Genomic DNA, 19,747 nt, shown 5'->3' with positions numbered 1-19,747 from the left:
AATTATACAGAAAAAGGACGGTTCTTTTATGTTTTCAGCGAAAAAAGAAGGGGCGACCTTCAAAAGGATACTTTATCCTTTTGGGTCAGCCCCTTTTATATTTGGAATAATTCTTCCGTATTGTGGGTATACTATTTTAAAATTCGACAATACTTTTATAAAAATCGTATACAGTTCGACGGTTGTTTAAACTAGAATACTTTATATTAGGGTTATCATTATTTTTCCTAATATCCACGAAAGGAGAAACGATTATGAGAGAAAATGGAAATATGGCACTTGGTTTCTTTTGGGGAACCACTATAAGCATTCCACTCTGGATTTCGTTTTTCGGCTGGATTAAACTGTTGCTTATTTTAGTTTTTTGAACCCACTAATACACTTAGTTGAAAACGCTTCCGATATTATGTTTAAAGAGTGTTAGTTTCAAACCAACACTCTTTTTTCCTTTGCTCTAATGCATCCTCTTCGCCCCAAGATACCTAGGCTTCCAATAACTACTCGTCATATTACTAATAGTTACTCCAGAGGAAGACCCACTATGTATAAACTTATTATTCCCGATATAGATCCCGCCATGAGAAGCACCGGACTTATATGTTTCAAAGAATACAATATCTCCTACACTCGGACTGCTAACAGGCTTACCGACTTCCCACATTTGTGCCATTGTCCTCGGCAGGTTAACATCCTGTTTTTTAAACACGTAAACAAGGAATCCGCTGCAGTCAAAGCCCTGTTCTGGTGTGTTTCCTCCCCAGGTATACGGCACTCCTATATAATCACCCGCATCTGCCACAAGATCCATGATACTGAAAGAGGATTGATTTGATTTTACCGGCTGCTCCTCTGTATATTTAAGAGAATTGAGCACATACCACATTTCTTGAGAAGTCACACCGGTAACCGGCAGTTCGTACTTTTGTTGAAAGTCCTTCACCGCTTTCTCTGTAATCGGGCCAAAATATCCTGTAGGTTGTTGATGAAACATCCCGGCATCTTTTAGCTTGCTTTGCAACTCAGTTACTAATGGTCCTTCCATGCCTAACTGCAATACATCGCTTGCTTCCTTTTCGGGCTTCTGTACGACAGGGGCCGGGGAAGTTTTTTCTTTACGAGTCGGCTGGCTTAAGGCTTCCATCGTCTTTTGATCGGCCACACCTGTTGAAGGTAACCCGTTAACTTCCTGGAATTCCTTAACTGCTCTTTGGGTAATCGGACCAAAAATGCCGTCCACATTATAGTTATAGTAACCTCTTGCTTTTAGTCTTTCTTGTAAATCTCCTACCGCTTTCCCTCTTGATCCTATTTTCAATTCCTGAGTTTGGGCAGGTGCTTTATCATCAGTTTTTGTTGGTTCTTCTGGTTTTTCTACCGCTTCATTATAACCGTTTAGTAATTCGAGTGTTCTTGAGTCAGCAACTCCTGTCACTGCCAGGTCCTTTGAAGCTTGATAAGAACGAACCGCACTCTCAGAAAGGGGGCCGAATATGCCATCAATTTTTCCAGTATAATGCCCTAATGCCTTTAACTTGCCCTGCATGTTGGAAACCAGCTGCCCGTGGGATCCGCGCTTTAAAACAACATCATTAGAAGTCGGGCTCTGTACCTCTTTTACATTTAAACCAAGTGCCCGGAAAGTTGCTGTGTCCGCTCTACCTGTTACAGAGATGCTAGAATCACGCTGAAAGCTTTTAACTGCCTCCTGTGTGATCGGACCAAAATATCCTGTAGAAGTATGGTAATGAAAGTGCCCTTTGCTCTTTAGCAAATCCTGAAGTTCCTTTACATCACTGTTCGAATCTCCCCGTTCAAGAACCTGGTCGCCTAGTGCAGCCTCCCCTATGGCAGGAGCAGCCAACATAACACCGGCAAACGCAGAACCAACGACAAGCTTTTTAACTACCCCATTCGTCCTCTTCATAATACCCTCCCTGAAAGTAATCTTTCTTTTTTATCGGACAAGAATGTATAAAATTTTACCATTTTTGGATGTTTCATAGTTTATTTCTACACATTTGGAAAAACTCCTACAATCTTACCAAAAAAATTATAAAAAAATTGTTAAACCTTGTTGTTCTACAAACAGGAGGAATCTTTGAGTTTTTTTTACTTTAACGTTACAGTTTCATTTGGTTTTGATTAAGTCCCCGCTAACTCTTCAACCTGCTGCGAAACTTCTTTTTGTCAGGAACACGCTGGATCGTTATCCATGTTTCGCCACTCCTACCAGTAAAAAAGCGCTCTGTTACATAATTTTCACGTTGTTGTTACCGTTTTGTTCAATAATATCCGCTATAATCAATTTTGTTCTAGAAAAGGATGTGTTTAAAATGAACCAGACAAATAAAAGAACTTATTTATACGAGATACACTTCCTTCGTGCGATAGCGTGTTTGTTAGTTTTGCTGGTCCATGTTTCTGCGACTTATTATTACCAGCAGGGGCAGTTCAACGATTTCACATACTTTTTTAACCAGATCGGAAGGTTTGGCACGCCGATTTTCGCTTTGATCAGCGGCTTCTTGCTGTTTTACCAGGTTAGGAAACGAGGGTTTGATTTTAAAAAATTTATGAAATCACGCTTTACTAAGATAGGGGCTCCGTTTTTTATCTGGAGTGTTGTTTACCTTTTGCTTTTGTATTATTTTGAAGGGGTTCCGCTTATGGAAGACGGGAAACAGTTTTTAATCGACTTTTCTTTAGGAAACAGCTTTTATCATCTGTATTTTATGTCGATCGTTTTCCAGTTTTATCTGCTGTTCCCGCTTTTGCAGATGTTCCGCTCTAAGTTGAGCTGGTGGTTGTTGCTTGCTGTATCTGTTGGCGTTAACCTTTACTTCCTAAATTCCTTTTCTTCAGGGGAAACATCCGGAACATGGGAACAAATCATTAGCCAGCGTGCGTTTTTGCCAAAATGGATTTTCTTCTTCATTTTCGGTGGGTTTTTAGCCTATCACTGGGAGTTTATATCAAAGTTTTCAAAGAAACATCTAAAGTTGATCCTTACCACTGTAGTCGTGATTGTTATCGGAGCAGTCTGTGAATATAACCAGGCCGGGGCCATCGCTTCTAACCGGCCGACAAACTTTATCAACATCCCGTTGTTGGCTGTCTCAGCTATCGGCATTTATGAACTTGTGAAAAGTAGCAAGTGGATTCACGGAGCTTTATCTGCAATTGGAACATTGTCCATGGGAATATACCTTGTCCATCCATTAGTCATATACTTCATGTCCAAGGCCATGCCGGAATGGATATGGACAACAAGATATTTTCCATTAGTATTTTTGGCTGTGTTATTCGCTTCAATCGCGATTATAAAAGCGATTCAGCTGTTGCCGTATAATGAGTATGTTGTGACGGTGCCATCTAATAAAAAGAATGGTAGAAAAGAGAAAGTATCCAGAGCCACGGTTGTGAAGAAGGCTGTATAATAAACGTAAAAAGGAAAGCGTAATCTCACCGAAGTTGGGAGATTACGCTTTTCATTCTACCTGAAATTAGGGTTTAAATACCTTGCCATAAATACAGAGAAGTGTTGTCTTGAGATATTGTTGTTTGGTCTGAAAGTATTATCAGAATAACCCGTTGTAATTCCATTCGCTGCAAGTGCACTGATATAGCTATATGCCCAGAAGGTTTTTGGAACATCATTAAAATCCTTTGAATAAGTTCCCTGTAACTCATATGCTTTTACTAGAATCTTAGCCATCTGTGCACGGGTTAGCTCTCCCCAAGGGTTAAACTTTCCATCTTTTCCTTTAATAATGCCAAGTTCTACCGCTTTTGCTACTTCGTCATATCCATAGTCACCGGGTTGCATATCTGAAAAATTTGGATTTGGAGCATTAGTAACATTAACTCCCATTTCACGAAGAATCATTTGTACTGCTTGGAGTCGTTTTACTGGTTCAAGTGGCTTAAATGTCCCATCATCATATCCTTTTATAATTCCTCTTTCTGCCAGGTAGTTAATTTCTTCTTTATATTGCGTAACATCACTAAACCTGTTGATCGGTCCGTTGTAATTTATATTAAAAAGGTAAGGATTTACAGAATCTGAATAACTTTCATAGTTTGCAAGAACAACATAATAGGTTCCTTGATTGACATTTTCAAATATCTCAACGTTGTATTTTAATTCGCTATCAGAATCTACATTTATGTTTGCAACATCAATATAATTGCCAGATTCATCAAACAACATGGCGATCGGATCATTATAATATGCATTGTTGCTTACCGCAGTCGTGATTATGATATCTCCGTTATACGGAAGGCTAGTACGGAAAAAATCGTAATCTTCATAGGTTTGGAAATAACCTGTACCTATACCGTCATATGGAATGGGATCTGCAAGTCCCATTGAATCGTTCGGCTCTTGTTCTGTATACACAACTGGGCTATCAACAGAATTGGTTGTATAGTCTATATTATATCCTTTACTCGACCAATGATTAAAATAATCATAGACAGCGAAATAATAGGTCCCAGGCTCTGCATAGAATGTTAAAGTTTCCGATTGGCCTTTGATATTATCATCTATCACCAGGTTATTTACCAAATTATCGCTATGAAGAATTCCAACTAAATCAATATTTCCCGGTACATTACTTAATGTAATAGTTGTTTCAGCACTTTCTGAAATAACAAACTTAAAGACATCAAAATCTCCTGGAAGATCCATTTTGTGTGACAATTTTTGATCTTTGGATATTTGGGTAGCAGTTGAAACATAGTCACCAGCATCATTTTGAATCGTTGGTAGGTTATTGTTCAGTGTCTTATATGCATTCACTCTTCCAAATCCGTATTTATTAGACCACTCGTAAGTCCCGTTCACCATATCTGCATTGTTTTCAATCGCCCATTCAATTTGAGCGGGGTTCCAGTCAGGATGATATCCTTTTATTAAAGAAGCAATCGCGGTTACGATCGGTGTAGAAAACGAAGTTCCATCTCCTCCACTGTAAGAACCCGTCATATTTGTACTGAGAATATTCTCTCCTGGAGCCGATATATCTATCCAGTCTCCGTAGTTAGAAAACCAGGAAACGAAGTCATTTTCGTCGGTGGAAGAAACATTAATAACAGGAGGAGTCGCAGCAGGATATGACCAATCTGAAACTCCTTCATTACCTGCCGCCGCTACAGTAACAATTCCTTTGTTGTATGCCTCCCAGAGTGCGTCCTCGCGCCCGGGGTCATAATAATACCCGCCAAAACTCATATTAATAATATCTGCCCCTTGATCAATCGCATAATAAATACCACTGATGCTATCAGATAAGGATATACGCCCGTCAGCATCTGCAACTTTTACAGGCAAAATTTTCGCTTTGAAATCAATACCTGTAACACCTATATTATTAGTATTGGCTGCAATAATACCCGCTACATGCGTACCATGCCCATTATCATCGGCAGCATCAGCATCGTTATTCACGAAGTCATAACCTGGTAAAACCCTTCCCTGCAGATCAGGTACAGAAGCATTTACACCGCTATCAAGCACTGCAACAACAACTTCTGAGGAGCCCTTAGTAATATCCCATGCTTGAGGCATATTAATTTTTTTCAGATGCCACTGGCTACTGTAATAGGGGTCAGTTGGAACATAATCAGTCTTATTAATATAGTCAGGGTTTGCCTCTATGATAGATTGATGGTTTCTTAGTTGTGTAAGAATATTATCATAGTCTTTAGACACAGGAACCTTTACTATTCTGTATCCCTTTTCATTCATAATAGCTGATGTCTGGATTGATTCTAGTCCCAGTGACTTTACATCTATCTCATGCCCGTCTTTTAACCTGATGAGAATCTGCCTATTATCGACATCTTTTTGGTCTATGTTAGAAATATTAAATGCCTTTTCTTTTTCTTTCTTTTTATATTTTTCTCGAAAACCTTTAAAGTCAGTGGTATTTTCAATGAGGTTTTTTACTTTTTCTGTTCTTATTCTCTGGTTCTCTTTAACCTTTTTTGCACTTTCTTGGAGTTTTTCTTTATCCACATTCATTTTCCCCACTGATAAAGAATCCTTGTTTGTATCTTTTAATTGATCAAATGCCTGTTTAACCATTTTCTGATCTACCGTCTTATTTGCGACAGATGATTCAGCCATTGTGACGGAAGGATTGAACACAGGAACAACTAGTACAGATGCTAGCAGAATCCTCAGTAGAATAGCTTTCATTTACTTTCCCCCTAAATATGTAAATTGTTTAAGCCTATAACTTGCTATTAAAACGATTTAATACGTTTTTGAATATTTAAGAGATTTCATTGTCGGTTTTCAGTGTGCCTGTGAAAGTTAAGGAACCTAGTAAAATTACTCTGTTACCAATTTGATTAATGTATCAGCAATTTGTTTAAAATTTCTTCGTGTTTTCCTTTGCCACACCGCTAAAACGTTAAGAATCAGGGAGCTTTCCTTCCACTTCTTCTCCGAAACCACGTTCTTCATCCGGGAATAAAGCAAATCTTAAATTGTTATCTATGTATTAATAGGTTCTGAAATACTAATTTTACGAGTAAGCAGAATTGGATAGGGATGTTACACAATGAGTATCGGAAACGGTAAAAGTCATTACCCGTTCCTCTGTCAAGCACAATCTCTGAGGCATTAATGCGTTTAACTCCCTCTTTTGTTGAACTTGTTAATCAAACAGGAGGAGTAAGCAAGATATCACATTTTTTGTAAGGCTAACGGAGTCACAGACAAAAACAATTGCAAGTTAGTTACCTATAAGCGAGTCTTAAATCGGCCCAGCCTTTTTACTTCGCTCGCATTTGCTTCAAATACAAAAGCAACAAAAAAATAACCAGGACTATCGACTACATTTTTTCATGTGCACCCCCTATAATATGTAAAATTTATACACCCTTCTACAATATTACCATATAAAAATTACTAACAATACCATAAAAAGTAATATAATTAGTATAATTTACTTAGTATAATAGTAACTAACAACTGTTCATCGTAAATGATCAGTTGTCCATTTATGGTGCCAGGCACCTTAGTCCCGATTATAAAAGCGATTCATCTGTTGCCGTATAATCAGTATGTTGTGACGGTTCCATCTATTAAAATGAAGGGCGTAAAGAGGATAAAGTATGCGGGACACGGCTGTTGAGAAGGCTGTATAAGAAGAATCTAGGAAGGGATTTCGTGATGAATCCCTTTCTTTTTGTACCTTGATATGAAATTTTGCTATTCTTCCAACCTTTCTTCCTATTACCATTAGCCGCTTTTTTAGACAGTAGGAGTATTTTCTCAATATTCAAAAATTGAAGGAGATTTATTTCGGAAATCGAATATTGTCAATTAATCACATATTTTACTTTTAAAGGAGTGGTTTGTTGAATTTTAGTTGGCCTTATGTCATTCCGTTATTTTATCTCGTTGTTCTGGTGGTCATTGGTGTTTGGGTTTCAAAGAGGCAGGAAACCCGGTCTGATTTTTATGTTGCTTCAAATAAGATGAATTCAGGTGTCCTGTTCACGACGATCTTTTCTACGGTTGTCGGGGCGAATACGTACATGGGATTCAGCGGTATGGTCTATAACGATGGATTTTCGATGACATGGTTATTGGTTGCTGCTGGTTCTGCTTACTTTGTACTGTTTTTTATTTCCGGAAAACTCAGGCGCATTGCTTCGGTACATGAGGTGTTCACCCTTCCCGACATGATGGAGTTAAGATACTCCCGTCCGGTAGCCTTAGTGACTACCCTTTTTTCATTAGTCGCTTTAATCGGCGGAGCTGGAGGAAGTATTTTAGGCGTTGGGGTCATTTTGAATTCGATTTTAGGGATCGATACAACCGTCGCGATATTAATCACTTCGGTCGTAACGATTTTGTATACCGCTTTTGGCGGTTTGATGGGGGTTGCTTTAACGGACTGGGTACAATCAATGATCATGATCGCCGGCCTGGTACTTGTTATTTTGTTTGGATTCCAGGCTATGTCTGCAGATGCCAATATATTTAATGCGACATTAAATGGAGCTGACCTGCTTTCAAGGACGCTTGGCGGGGAAGTTTTGAGTTTTACAGAAGGCATGACTTTTATAATGGTCATCGCATGGGCATTTACCTTTATGCCGCTTAACACCATTTCGCAAACGCAAATGCAAAGAGTTTATGCTGCGAAAAGTGAAAAAGTCATCCAGCGTATCAGTCTGTTGATGGTTCTGTTTGTCGCTCTCTTTATGGCGTTTGGCCTTGCGCTTGTCGGTGTGATCGGCCAGGCTATCACACCAGCGCTTGATAACCCTGAAACCGTCTTTCCGATGCTCGCGATGGAAGTGATCAATCCATGGGTAGGCATGGTGATTGTGACAGGAATCCTTGGAGCTTGTATGTCCACGGTCGATTCTAATTTGCTGAGTGCTGGAATCCATGTTTCAAGAGATATTTATGAACGTGGCAAAAAAGGTACGGGACAACCGATTCAAGAAAAACAATCGATCACGATTACCAGGATCACATTGGTTGTAATCGGAGCTCTTAGTACCGTCGCTGCTATTTTCACCCCGTCGATCATGGAGTTGTTATTGGTAACGATGCACATCTTTGCAGGAGCAACCTTCGCCCCGATTATTATCGGCATCTATTGGAAGCGTGCGAATGCTGGCGGAGCGATGCTCGGGTTGTTACTCGGAGGTGTTGCTACCATTGTTGCAGAAGTCACGCATCCTCCTCTTGATCCTGTAATTATCGGGATTCTCTTTTCCATAGCCGGGGTTGTTATTGGCAGTTTGTTAACCAGAGAAAATGTGGAAAAAGGCAACTTGTTTGCTTTTAAAGCAGTGGAAGGAAAAGATTATACATTCCTTTTAGTAGTGGCGGGGATTTATGTTTTGTTCTTGCTGGGACTTACTTCATTATCCCTCTGGACACCGTTGATCGTGTTAACGATTTTGGCTCTTATCTTCAGTCTTGTCATGTTGACGATCTATATTTTACCTAATAAACGAAGGGGGATGTATGAAGAAAAAAGTAGTGATATAAAATCAGAACAGTAGAAATGAGGGATTATTATGTATGCTACCGTAAACGGAATAAAGCTATTTTTTGATATCGATGGCGCTGGATACGTAAAAGATAATGAAGTACTTAAAAAGAAACCGGTTTGTTTTGTGCTTCATGGAGGACCCGGCGGAACCCATGGAAATTTCAAGCCTTATCTTAATGAACTTACCAAAACGATGCAGCTCGTTTATATCGACAATAGAGGCAGCGGTTTCTCTGAAGAAGCATCGCCTGAGACATATACACTGGAAAACAATGTCGAGGACATCGAAGCGTTGAGGGACTACCTTGGTTTAGAAACAATATGGTTGCTAGGGCACTCTTATGGAGGTATGGTCGCTATGTCTTACGCATTACGGTACGAGGAAAATCTTGAAGGGTTAATCTTAGTCACCACTTCTCCAAGCTATCGTTTCATCGAAAAAGCGAAGCGTTATGTCGAAGAAAACGGAACACCGGAACAGAAAGAAATGGCCAGTGTATTATGGGAAGGAAAATTTGAATCTACCGAACAATTGAATCGCTATTATGAAGTAATGGAACCTCTTTATTCTGTAACAGCAACTTCTGCAACCGAATCGAATCCCGTTCAAGTCCAGCCTGACGTGAAAAGATCTTATCAGGCTCTCAACAATGGATTTGGCGGATTCTTGAGGGAATTTGACTTAATTAACGATTTAACTGGGATTTTCGTACCGACTCTCGTAATAGCAGGCAGACATGACTGGATTACACCGGTGGAAGAAAATGAACTCATCCATCAACAACTCAAAGATAGCCAATTTATCGTACTGGAAAACAGCAGCCATAGTGTGTTTAAGGATGAACGGGAAGTTGTATTGGAGCATATTACTGAGTTTGTTAAGGAGAATAAGTTTAGTTGATTTTGATTGGCTGGCTCATAGGGAGTAAGGCTGCTTCTCATAATTTAGCAGGATTGGAGAAGATATTGGTCCAGCCGTGAAGAAGGACATATAAAGCAAAAAGGAAGGAGAGACCTATATCGGTAGCTCCTTCCTTTTTTATTCCAAAAACCCTTTGCTAGTCACTATCTCGGCAGTGTAAAAAACTCCGTGCTCTCACTATAGTTTCCGGCAAGCCTGCCAAGTGGGCGCAGTTTCTCAAAATCCACTTTATAGTTGCCTAAGTAGTAATCCTCTTCGATATGATAGAGTACCATCTCACCGATCACCAGATGGTCGGTTCCAAGCTGGATAATCTGGTTAAGCTTGCATTCCATTTGGATCGGGGATTCCTTCACCCTTTTCGGTTTTACGATACTGCTGTCGATCGGAGTTAGGTTTGCAGCCTCAAACTCATTCACTTCACTCGGCAGGTTCTCCGAGCTCTTCTGCATCGGGTTCCCTAAAGCAGAAGGGACGATGTTGATCACAAACTCTTCCTGGGATCGGATATTGGTTAGCGTATCTTTGACCGTTCCTTCCCGTTCTCCAACTCCGGGACCGATCGATATACAGAGCATCGGCGGCTGTCTGGAAGCTACTGTAAAAAAGCTGAACGGAGCCAGGTTCAGGTCTCCTTCTTCTGATAGTGTCGACACCCAGGCAATCGGTCTTGGTACAACGGAACCTGTTAATAATTTATATACTTCTTTCGTGGCAAGCTGTTTTGGATCAAATTGCATGGCTCTTCTCTCCTTATCTCTCTATCTACTATTATTGTTTCATCTCTATTAAATCGTCTTACTCCTCTTTTCTATGATAAACAGGGTTGATAACAATGTCAGCACCACGCCCATCAATGACGTGATCGTGATCCAGCCGGCAGTGTAGCTACCGCTCTGGTCTACCATAAATCCAAACAGGGGCGGAACTAAGATGACGCCCATCGATCCAAGCATAATACTGAACCCACTCGATAAACCCGCTTGCTCTCTTGGAACCAGCTCAGAGGCTAAATTCATCCAGATGCCATTAAAGCCAGAAACGGCAAAGCCAAAGACAATGATAATCGGCACAAGGGCGAAAAACGAAGTTCCTTCAGGCAAAAAAGCGACTGCAAGGCTCGCTGCAGCGGTCAGTACAGCGATCATGATGAGAATAATAAGCCTTTTTCCATTAAAGAAACGGTCACTGATAATCCCCCAGCCGATTCTTCCTGCTGAGCCGCTGATTTCGGAGATAACAAATAAAATTCCGGCTAAAAATAAACTGATCCCTATCTTCTCATAGGCGAACAAAACGATATAGGTGTTCAGGCACATTTGTGACCCATTGAGGCATAAGGCACTTAAACTGACAAGCATCAATGATTTATGACGGGTCATTTTCAATAAAGACATGTAAAAGGATTTAATCGACGTTTCTTTTTTATTTCCGTTTATCCCGGACGGATCCCTGTAGGAAAAATAGGCTAAAAAGCCAGTTACCAGCAATGCTGCTCCGGCGGCAACCAGAACAGGACGCCAGCCATGAGTTGCTGCAAGCGGCAAAAGCAGGAAGCCGGCAAGAGCAGAACCTAATGTGATGCCCATTTGTTTGATTCCCATCGCTGTACCGCGCTGCCTCTGAGAGAACCAGTAAATAATCCCTCTGTTAGAGGTCGGATGCATGGATCCATAACCTATCCCACCGACAACGATTAAAAGGAGGACAAGCCAATATTGGTAGCTCAAAGTCATCAGCATGAAGCTTATGCCGAGGCACAGGGACAGCATTAACAAAAGCGGCCTGGAGCCATAGCGGTCCACCATGAACCCTGCGGGAACGGAGGCGATCGCCTGTCCAAGAAAAAGAGCGGCCGGCAGCAACCCGATCTGGGCTTTTGTAAGGGACAGATCCTCTCCGATCAATACCCCGAGTGGTCCGAGGCTACGTCCCACAAAAGCGACCATCAACTGGGCGATCAACAACCACACCAGCATTTTCCACGGTCCTGCCAGGCCTATCTGTTTGTTCTTTACCATTTCAACCTTCATTTTACATCATCTCTTTTAGAGTAGACTGCTATGCTTCCACTTTTAACGATGTCATTTCCTCTACTTCTGTTTTTTGTTCTGCGGATACTGATACTACAACAGAGCCTACAACGGCAATAAGGAAGTTTATTCCCAGTCCTATAACACCACCATGGATACCAAAAACTGTTTTATGGCCCGTTAATGTCATGAATCCGGCCAATAGTGCCCCGATCAGCATTCCCCAGAAGACTGGCTTAGCAGAGAGCTTGTTCCAGTAAAGCCCTAAGATGAAAGCCGGCGCTACCTGTACGAGCAGCTCAAATTTCAAAACGAAAATTTCATACAGCGTCGCCGGAGGATTCCATGCGAGCCAGAGCAAGAATGCAACAACGACGATTCCGCCAAATTTTCCGACCATTACTTTCTTATGTTCTGTTGCATTTGCATTGATAAACCTTCCATATACATCTTTCGACAGCATCGATGAAAAGCTCAACAGCACTGAGTCAGCAGTAGAAACAATCGCAGCTACGATTCCGCCGAAGAATAACACCATCGCCCAATAATAAATAGGGTGAATCGCCGCGATCTCATTGGCCATCATTCCGACGAGCTTCTCAGATCCCGCTTTATCAAGTCCAGGGAACATCATGATCCCAATGATTCCGATTACAAAAACAAGCCCGGTTGTTACAGGAGGCATCCATGCCATTCTTGCAAACGACCTTTTTAACGTACGTTCACTCTTGGATGAATAGATCCGCTGGACAGCGTGAGGATATATCGCCGCACCAAATCCGACTAAGATGAGTATGCTAAACCAGTTGATCGAGCCTTCCAACGGTGGAACGCCGACCTTCGCCGGTTCAGTACTGGCGATATAAGAAGTCACATCCCCCATGTTCCCTCCTACTAAATATAACGCACCGATGAGAAAGACCACGATTCCGATCATCAAGACGATCCCCTGCATCACGTCAGTAAAGGCAACTGCCTTCATACCGCCCATCCACTCATACACCAGCATAACGAGTACAAAGGCAATAACGGCAAACTGATATGGAATGGTACCGCCAGTCAATCCAGAAACCGCCTGACCAATCGCAACAAGCTGTTCTAACAAATAGTTTCCGAGTCCCCATAGCATCAAGAAAATACTAAGGATCGTCACCGCGTTCGACTTAAAACGGTAATGGATCCAATCAGTAGGTGTTACAAAGTTCTGACGCTTTGCAATCACATACAACCTTGGGGCAAACATTAAGTAAACGCCTATAATAATGGTCATAAAAGAGATCGACTGAAGCCAGGAAAAGCCTGTCCGATAAGCAGCAGGAGTATATCCTACGATGGTGTTTCCGCTATACTGCGTCGCATATAACGTAAAGAATAACGCAATGATCCCTAAATTTCGACCGGCAAGATAATAACCCGATAAACTGTTATGAATATCCTTTCCCCTTCCAGAAAGGTAACCGATCAATAGCATGACGAATGCATAAAAAGCCAGAATCAAAATCCCGTCTGTTCCTGAAAATGCTAAATCCAATTTCTACTCCCCCTTTACTTCTTTCGCTTCTTCAAGGTCTTCAACAATATTCCATTCATTCAAGCATAGCCAGCTGCAGTAACCACATAAGACCAGTGAAAAGAACAATGAGATAAGCGCCCAATACGGAAAACCCAGTACAATCGCCACATCTGTTCCTTTCGGGAAGTACCATGGCACGATCGCAAGCATCAACAACACCATACCTATCCAAATCCACTTTTTCTGAATCGGTTCCTTCACCCGATTGTTTTGCATGCTTTTTCCTCCTTATGATTGAATATTCTAAAAAATAATGGCAAAAAAATTAAGTTGCTTAAGAGCGAGAAGATGTGTAATAAATTTTATGTTGTTTCTCATACTGACCGATTTCATTTTCGTTGATTAGCGTGGACCCAATTTCGTCCAGGCCTTTCATCAGCATCCACTTTCGGTAATCATCGATTTCAAACGATGCCGAAAACCCATCGGAACCCTTAACAGTCTGGTTTTTCAAGTCGATTGACAGCTGATACTCGGGATCTTCTGCCTGCTGGAATAAATAATTGATTTGTTCGTTTTCTAAAGAGATCGGCAATATCCCGTTTTTAAAACTGTTATTATAAAAGATATCCGCAAACGAAGGCGCAATAATCACCCTGAAGCCGTAATCTTCAAGCGCCCAAGGGGCATGCTCTCGGGAAGAGCCACACCCGAAATTCTTCCGTGCGAGCAGGATCGATGCATCCTTGTACTCCGGCTTATTCAGAATGAAGTCTTCGTTCTCTTTTCCATCTTCAAAACGCCAGTCATAAAAGAGGAATTGGCCAAAGCCTGTTTTTTGGATTCGTTTCAAAAACTGCTTCGGGATAATCGCATCGGTGTCAACATTAGCCGCATCCAGAGGGACGACTTTTCCTGTATGAGAATCAAAAGGCTTTATCATTGGCGGATCCCCTCTATCTTTTTGACATTCCAGTTTCTAACATCAGTAAACTTACCTTCTATAGCAGCCGCTGCAGCCATTTCAGGGCTAACTAAGTGTGTCCGGGCTTTTCTGCCCTGCCGTCCTTCAAAGTTTCGGTTGGAGGTTGATGCACACCTTTCACCAGGCTGTACGATGTCTTCGTTCATCCCAAGGCACATGCTGCAGCCCGCTTCTCGCCACTCGAATCCGGCCTCGGTAAAAATATCACTTAGCCCTTCCTGTTCAGCCTGCTTTTTCACTTGATACGAGCCGGGCACAACGAGCGCCCTCACATTCTCAGCCACTTTGTAACCGTTTACGATTTCCGCCGCTTTTCGCAGGTCTTCTATCCGGCTATTTGTGCAGGAACCGATGAATACTACATCTACTGGTGTTTCATCTATTCTTGTACCTGGCTTCAGCCCTATATAATCCAGCGCCTTTCTTGCTGCTAACTGCTGGTCTTCCGGCAACTCCTCAGGTGAAGGAACCTTTTCTGTAATTCCTGCCACCTGACCGGGATTCGTTCCCCAGGTGACCTTCGGGGTAACTTCTTCCGCATTAAACGTTACCACCTCATCAAAAGATGCATCCGCATCCGAGTAGAGCTGTTTCCAATCCTGGATCGCCGCTTCCCATTCTTCTTCCTTCGGTGCAAACTGCCTGCCTTTTATGTAATGGAAGGTTGTTTCATCGGGTTCGATCAACCCGGCACGTGCACCCATCTCGATCGACATGTTGCAAACAGTCATCCGTTCTTCCATCGAAAGTTTCTTGATTGCGTCTCCCCGGTATTCCATAACATAGCCGGTTGCAAAATCATGGCCAAACTTGCCGATCATCGATAGGATGAGGTCTTTTGCAGTTGTTCCCTGCGGCAGTTCACCTTCTATGTTGATCGCCAGCGTTTTCGACTTGTACTGTTTTAACGTCTGGGTTGCCAGTACATGTTCAACCTCACTCGTTCCGATACCGAAAGCAAGCGCGCCGAATGCCCCGTGTGTCGATGTATGGCTGTCCCCGCATACAATCGTTTGTCCCGGTTGCGTCAGTCCTAGCTCAGGTGCAATAACATGAACAATCCCCTGGTTCCTGCTGTTCAAGTCATAAAGCTCGATCTCGAAGTCCCGGCAGTTCTTGTCGAGTGCTTCCACCTGCTTTTGTGCCACTTCATCCTTAAAAGGAAAAGAACGGTTGAGAGTAGGGATACTATGGTCCATCGTTGCAAACGTTAGATCGGGCCTCCTCACTTTTCGCCCGCTGACCCTCAGGCCTTCAAACGCCTGGGGGGAAGTGACTTCATGTACCAGGTGCAGATCGATATACAGGATACCAGGCTGTCCTTTTTCTTCATGGACAAGATGCCTGTCCCATATTTTTTCATACATTGTTTTACCCAAGCCGATCACCTCCTTAGATAATTCCGTTTTCTCTTAAAGATGTGAGCTTTTCATTCGTAAAGCCCAGCAAATCACCGTAAATTTCTTCGTTATGTTTTCCCATCTGTTCTGCGCCAGGATATTTAATTTTCCCCGGTGTACGGCTCAGTTTTGGCACGACCCCCGGCATTGGGAAATCCCCGATCTCCGGATGGTCTACGTTTACAATCATTTCACGCGCTTTATAGTGGGGATCTTCTACAATATCTTTTGCAGAGTAGATCAAACCGGAAGGGACTCCCTTTTCCTCAAGCGCCTTTAACGCATCCTTTGCCGGCAGGGATTTCGTCCATTCCTCTATGAGTAAATCCAGTTCCTTCATGTTTCTTCCTCTTGCCTCGTGTGTTTTGTATTTCGGGTCCTCTGCAAGTTCCGGCTGTTCCATCGCCTCGCAAAGCCTTTTGAAAACGCCGTCTGCATTGGCTCCTATAACGATATACGTGCCATCTTTTGTGTAATAGATGTTTGACGGCGCGACACCCGGAAGGATATTGCCCATTCGTTCACGGACATAACCGGCAAGCATGTAATCCGGAATAAGGCTCTCCATCACGGAAAAGACAGATTCATATAGTGCCGTATCGACTACCTGGCCTTTTCCCGAGATGTGTCTTTCGTTGACTGCTACAAGGCAGCCGATCGTTGCAAACATTGCGGCAAGCGTATCGCCTATCGAGATTCCGACCCGGGTTGGCGCACGGTCCTCATAGCCTGTCACATAGCGTAATCCTCCCATCGCCTCTCCCACACTGCCAAATCCGGCTCTCTCCTTGTACGGACCTGTTTGTCCAAAGCCTGAAGTCCTCACCATGATCAATTTAGGGTTGATTTCAGATAAAGCTTCATAGGAAAGATTCCACTTCTCCATCGTTCCCGGCCGGAAATTCTCTATTAAAATATCCGCTTCACGGACCAATTCTTTCAGTACATCCTGCCCTTCCTGTTCACGTAAGTTGAGCGTGATCGATTTCTTATTCCTCGACTGGATCGGCCACCATAGACCTGTACCGTCCTTTTCCTTGCCCCATTTCCTCATCGGATCTGCCTTGCCAGGGGGCTCGACTTTTATGACCTCTGCCCCAAAATCTGCAAGCAGCCTTCCAGAAAAAGGGCCGGCTAATAAAGTCCCCAGCTCAATAACACGCAGATTTTCCAATGGCATACGTTCGTTCTGTCCAGACATGTTCCTACCTCCTGTAAAAAAACAAAAATGAAAGATAAATCTAAAGTTTCTGAATCTTGCATACAATACTAGCAGAACTGTATACAATAAATCAATAACTTTTTTGAAAGCGTTTCATTTGTACCAAAAATAGTGCTTTTAGTAGTATTTAAGGCTAAATTTTTAGAAAATATTGATAATATCCGAATGATTGTATACAATCAAGATGAGGTGTTGGGATGAATGCATACAATTTTATTAAAGACGCGATTGTACATGGTAAATATCACCCGGGGATGCGGCTTACAGAGGAGCATCTAGCAAGTGAATTAAAGCTGAGCAGAACGCCGATCCGGGAAGCGATCAAGCAGTTGAAATCCGAGGGGTTAATCGTTCCTTTGAAAAAAGGGGTCAGCGTACGTCATTTTACGAAAGAAGATATACGCCAGATTTACGATTTGAGGACTTTGCTTGAGGGCTATGCGGCTTCACAGGCAGCGGTTAACAGAACGGAAGCCGACCTATTAAGAATGTCGGAGCACAATCTCCAGTACGAGAAAGCGATCAACCGCTATTCCGAAGACGATTTAACGATCATAAAAGAGATTGTGGAAGCGAACCAGCAGTTTCATGAGGAGATCGTAAAAACATCCGGGAATCAACATATCCATTTTCATATTTCCAAAGTGGTTGTCGTCCCGCTTATTTTCAGATCCTTTTACTGGTATAAAGAGGACAAGCTAAGACGTTCTCTTGATTATCACCATATTTTATTGGATGCAATTGAAAACCGGGACAGTGAGCGCGCTCGAATCGCTATGACAGAGCATATTTACCAGGGGCGTGATCAAGTGTTAAAGCATCTGGATGACATAAAAAATAAAGAGCTCATAAAGGAGGATACCCAGTGATCGAGATTTGCGAAGTCGGGCCGAGAGATGGCCTTCAAAATGAATCCAAACTGGTTTCAACGGAAACAAAGGTCGAACTAATCGAAAAGTTAATCGATGCCGGAATCAGAACATTTGAAGTTGTTTCGTTTGTGAATCCAAAAGTAGTTCCCCAAATGGCAGATGCAGAAGAAGTGATGAGCAGGCTGCCAAAGCGTGATGATGTTCGTTATGCGGGACTTGTGCTGAGCCGTTCAGGGCTTACCAGGGCGTTGAACACAGACGTCGACTTCCTCAATGTAGTCGTAACGACAAGCGACACGTTTAATTTAAAAAACGCAAAACGGACAGTAGACCAGGGTGTGGAGGAATTAAGCAAGGTAATCAGAGAAGGATCTGAAGCGGGCAAAGGAGTAGCCGGCGTTCTTGGAACAGCATTCGGCTGCCCTTACGAAGGAAAAGTGCCCGTTGAGAAAGTGCTGAAAACTGCAGAAGCTTTTTTAAATGCAGGATGCAGCGAGATCACCCTTGCTGACACAACGGGAATGGCTAACCCATCACAGGTGGAATCTGTCATCAAGTCATTCAGGAATGCCTTTGGAGAAAATCTTAACTTAGGACTCCATTTCCACAATACACGCGGGCTTGGACTCGCCAACACGCTTGCAGGCTATAATGCAGGTGTCCGGCGCTTTGACTCCTCCATCGCCGGATTGGGAGGATGCCCGTTCGCTCCAAAAGCAGTGGGAAATGTTTGTACCGAAGATATGGTCAATATGTTTAGAGGAATGGGCATTGAAACAAATGCTGATCTTGAAAAGCTGGTTAATACCGCAAAGTGGATGGAAGACTACATGGGACGGCCGCTGGATGGTATGTTGATGAAGGCTGGGATTGCATAAATGTATAGAAAGGAAGCCGCTCAGATAGTGGGCGGCTTTTCATTTTTCTAGCTTAAGAGTTTTGAGATCACCTCCTGTTTTAAACAGTTGTAATATTACTGCTTTTAAAAAATAGTATTCTTATATAATTTGAAACTCGTTTATAAGAACTATCGACAAGGAGGCTTTTCATGCAGCCAATCATCGGAGTAACCGCTCCTATTATTGAAAATAGGGTCAGTTTGCATACGGACAACATGGACTCGATCGTAGGAGCTGGTGCTATCCCGTTTATCGTCCCTTATACGGAGCAGGAAGAACTGTTAACTCAAATTATCCAACAGATCGACGGGTTGTTTTTAACTGGTGGAGTTGATATTGATCCAACCTTTTTTGGGGAAGAACCAATTCCTGGTCTCGGGGAAGTCAGGCCTGAGCGGGATAAACTAGAAACACTCTTGATCCACAAAGCATTAGAGGCCAACAAACCCATTTTCGCTATCTGCCGAGGTATTCAGATGTTAAATGTTGCAGCAGGCGGAAATATGTATCAAGACATTTATAGCCAGGTCGAATCCCCACTTTTACAACATGCACAAAAAGCGCCAAGGGACCACTTATCTCATTTTATAAAGGTAAAAGAGAAAAGTTTGCTGGAAAAAATAGCAGGAAAGCTTTCCTTTAAAGTAAACAGCTTCCACCACCAGGCTGTAAAAGATCCTGCCCCCGGCTTTAGTGTCTCGGCCACGGCCAGTGATGGTGTTGTCGAGGCGATCGAAAGTATGAAACACCGATTTGTTCTTGGGGTCCAGTGGCATCCTGAAAACTTAGTAAAAAACGATTCTATATCGAGGAAAATTTTCGGGGCCTTTGTGGAAGCATGCAGACAAAAGGATTAACATTTGATCCCGTAT

At 42.5% G+C, this 19,747-nt stretch carries 15 protein-coding genes; 6 read left to right on the top strand and 9 right to left on the bottom strand.

The window, feature by feature from the left end:
- Positions 1 to 454: 454 nt before the first annotated feature.
- Positions 455 to 1,924, bottom strand: coding sequence for a C40 family peptidase (locus tag FCL54_RS24680; RefSeq protein WP_138128706.1), 1,470 nt, complete (start codon positions 1,922 to 1,924; stop codon positions 455 to 457).
- Between the two features lie 409 nt (positions 1,925 to 2,333).
- Here FCL54_RS24680 and FCL54_RS19835 point away from each other — a divergent pair, with 409 nt between their 5' ends.
- Positions 2,334 to 3,437, top strand: a complete 1,104-nt coding sequence (locus FCL54_RS19835; protein ID WP_138128704.1) for an acyltransferase — start codon at positions 2,334 to 2,336, stop codon at positions 3,435 to 3,437.
- A 56-nt stretch (positions 3,438 to 3,493) separates the two neighbouring features.
- Here FCL54_RS19835 and FCL54_RS19830 read toward each other — a convergent pair whose 3' ends face one another.
- The gene (locus tag FCL54_RS19830; RefSeq protein ID WP_138128702.1) at positions 3,494 to 6,202 is read right to left on the bottom strand and encodes a S8 family serine peptidase; all 2,709 of its coding nucleotides are present in this window, start codon (positions 6,200 to 6,202) and stop codon (positions 3,494 to 3,496) included.
- A 1,169-nt stretch (positions 6,203 to 7,371) separates the two neighbouring features.
- Here FCL54_RS19830 and FCL54_RS19825 point away from each other — a divergent pair.
- Positions 7,372 to 9,039: a sodium:solute symporter family protein gene (locus FCL54_RS19825; RefSeq protein WP_138128700.1), complete on the top strand. Its 1,668-nt coding sequence runs from the start codon at positions 7,372 to 7,374 to the stop codon at positions 9,037 to 9,039.
- Between the two features lie 15 nt (positions 9,040 to 9,054).
- Positions 9,055 to 9,930: an alpha/beta fold hydrolase gene (locus tag FCL54_RS19820; RefSeq protein WP_138128698.1), complete on the top strand. Its 876-nt coding sequence runs from the start codon at positions 9,055 to 9,057 to the stop codon at positions 9,928 to 9,930.
- A gap of 164 nt (positions 9,931 to 10,094) precedes the next feature.
- Here the strand turns inward: FCL54_RS19820 and FCL54_RS19815 are convergent, their stop codons facing one another.
- The 7 genes from FCL54_RS19815 to FCL54_RS19785 all read right to left on the bottom strand — a co-directional run bounded on the left by FCL54_RS19815 (position 10,095) and on the right by FCL54_RS19785 (position 17,083).
- Positions 10,095 to 10,691: a flavin reductase family protein gene (locus tag FCL54_RS19815; protein WP_138128696.1), complete on the bottom strand. Its 597-nt coding sequence runs from the start codon at positions 10,689 to 10,691 to the stop codon at positions 10,095 to 10,097.
- A gap of 48 nt (positions 10,692 to 10,739) precedes the next feature.
- Complete coding sequence (locus FCL54_RS19810; RefSeq protein ID WP_138128694.1) at positions 10,740 to 11,984, bottom strand: MFS transporter; 1,245 nt, start codon at positions 11,982 to 11,984, stop codon at positions 10,740 to 10,742.
- Between the two features lie 28 nt (positions 11,985 to 12,012).
- Positions 12,013 to 13,455, bottom strand: coding sequence for a sodium:solute symporter family protein (locus FCL54_RS19805; protein ID WP_138128716.1), 1,443 nt, complete (start codon positions 13,453 to 13,455; stop codon positions 12,013 to 12,015).
- Positions 13,456 to 13,518: 63 nt separating this feature from the next.
- Entirely contained in the window at positions 13,519 to 13,773 is a 255-nt protein-coding gene (locus FCL54_RS19800) for a hypothetical protein (RefSeq protein WP_138128692.1), read from the bottom strand.
- A gap of 58 nt (positions 13,774 to 13,831) precedes the next feature.
- Positions 13,832 to 14,437, bottom strand: coding sequence for a 3-isopropylmalate dehydratase small subunit (leuD, locus tag FCL54_RS19795; RefSeq protein WP_138128714.1), 606 nt, complete (start codon positions 14,435 to 14,437; stop codon positions 13,832 to 13,834).
- Positions 14,437 to 15,861: a 3-isopropylmalate dehydratase large subunit gene (gene leuC / locus FCL54_RS19790; protein WP_138128690.1), complete on the bottom strand. Its 1,425-nt coding sequence runs from the start codon at positions 15,859 to 15,861 to the stop codon at positions 14,437 to 14,439. Before leuC ends, leuD begins: the two co-directional genes overlap by 1 nt.
- A gap of 13 nt (positions 15,862 to 15,874) precedes the next feature.
- Positions 15,875 to 17,083, bottom strand: a complete 1,209-nt coding sequence (locus tag FCL54_RS19785) for a CaiB/BaiF CoA transferase family protein (protein WP_138128688.1) — start codon at positions 17,081 to 17,083, stop codon at positions 15,875 to 15,877.
- Positions 17,084 to 17,301: 218 nt separating this feature from the next.
- Between FCL54_RS19785 and FCL54_RS19780 the strand changes: the two genes are divergently transcribed.
- The 3 genes from FCL54_RS19780 to FCL54_RS19770 all read left to right on the top strand — a co-directional run bounded on the left by FCL54_RS19780 (position 17,302) and on the right by FCL54_RS19770 (position 19,732).
- Positions 17,302 to 17,973: a GntR family transcriptional regulator gene (locus FCL54_RS19780; protein WP_138128686.1), complete on the top strand. Its 672-nt coding sequence runs from the start codon at positions 17,302 to 17,304 to the stop codon at positions 17,971 to 17,973.
- Positions 17,970 to 18,854 carry a hydroxymethylglutaryl-CoA lyase gene (locus FCL54_RS19775; RefSeq protein WP_138128684.1) on the top strand — a complete coding sequence of 295 codons (885 nt, stop codon included), beginning with the start codon at positions 17,970 to 17,972 and terminating at the stop codon, positions 18,852 to 18,854. Before FCL54_RS19780 ends, FCL54_RS19775 begins: the two co-directional genes overlap by 4 nt.
- A gap of 170 nt (positions 18,855 to 19,024) precedes the next feature.
- The gene (locus tag FCL54_RS19770) at positions 19,025 to 19,732 is read left to right on the top strand and encodes a gamma-glutamyl-gamma-aminobutyrate hydrolase family protein (protein WP_138128682.1); all 708 of its coding nucleotides are present in this window, start codon (positions 19,025 to 19,027) and stop codon (positions 19,730 to 19,732) included.
- Positions 19,733 to 19,747: the final 15 nt, after the last annotated feature.

It is taken from the genome of Exobacillus caeni, from assembly GCF_005747095.1.
GTDB lineage: Bacteria > Bacillota > Bacilli > Bacillales > Guptibacillaceae > Exobacillus > Exobacillus caeni.
This window is presented reverse-complemented; position numbering and strand designations above follow the sequence as displayed.

What these genes read in the sequence shown, in the direction of transcription:
- FCL54_RS19835 (WP_138128704.1), top strand. Translation starts at nt 2,334, where the DNA reads ATGAACCAGACAAATAAAAGAACTTATTTATACGAGATACACTTCCTT.
- FCL54_RS19785 (WP_138128688.1), bottom strand. Translation starts at nt 17,083, where the DNA reads ATGTCTGGACAGAACGAACGTATGCCATTGGAAAATCTGCGTGTTATT.
- FCL54_RS19830 (WP_138128702.1), bottom strand. Translation starts at nt 6,202, where the DNA reads ATGAAAGCTATTCTACTGAGGATTCTGCTAGCATCTGTACTAGTTGTT.
- FCL54_RS19805 (WP_138128716.1), bottom strand. Translation starts at nt 13,455, where the DNA reads ATGCTATTGATCGGTTACCTTTCTGGAAGGGGAAAGGATATTCATAAC.
- FCL54_RS19780 (WP_138128686.1), top strand. Translation starts at nt 17,302, where the DNA reads ATGAATGCATACAATTTTATTAAAGACGCGATTGTACATGGTAAATAT.
- FCL54_RS24680 (WP_138128706.1), bottom strand. Translation starts at nt 1,924, where the DNA reads ATGAAGAGGACGAATGGGGTAGTTAAAAAGCTTGTCGTTGGTTCTGCG.
- FCL54_RS19815 (WP_138128696.1), bottom strand. Translation starts at nt 10,691, where the DNA reads ATGCAATTTGATCCAAAACAGCTTGCCACGAAAGAAGTATATAAATTA.
- FCL54_RS19800 (WP_138128692.1), bottom strand. Translation starts at nt 13,773, where the DNA reads ATGCAAAACAATCGGGTGAAGGAACCGATTCAGAAAAAGTGGATTTGG.
- FCL54_RS19810 (WP_138128694.1), bottom strand. Translation starts at nt 11,984, where the DNA reads ATGAAGGTTGAAATGGTAAAGAACAAACAGATAGGCCTGGCAGGACCG.
- FCL54_RS19770 (WP_138128682.1), top strand. Translation starts at nt 19,025, where the DNA reads ATGCAGCCAATCATCGGAGTAACCGCTCCTATTATTGAAAATAGGGTC.
- FCL54_RS19820 (WP_138128698.1), top strand. Translation starts at nt 9,055, where the DNA reads ATGTATGCTACCGTAAACGGAATAAAGCTATTTTTTGATATCGATGGC.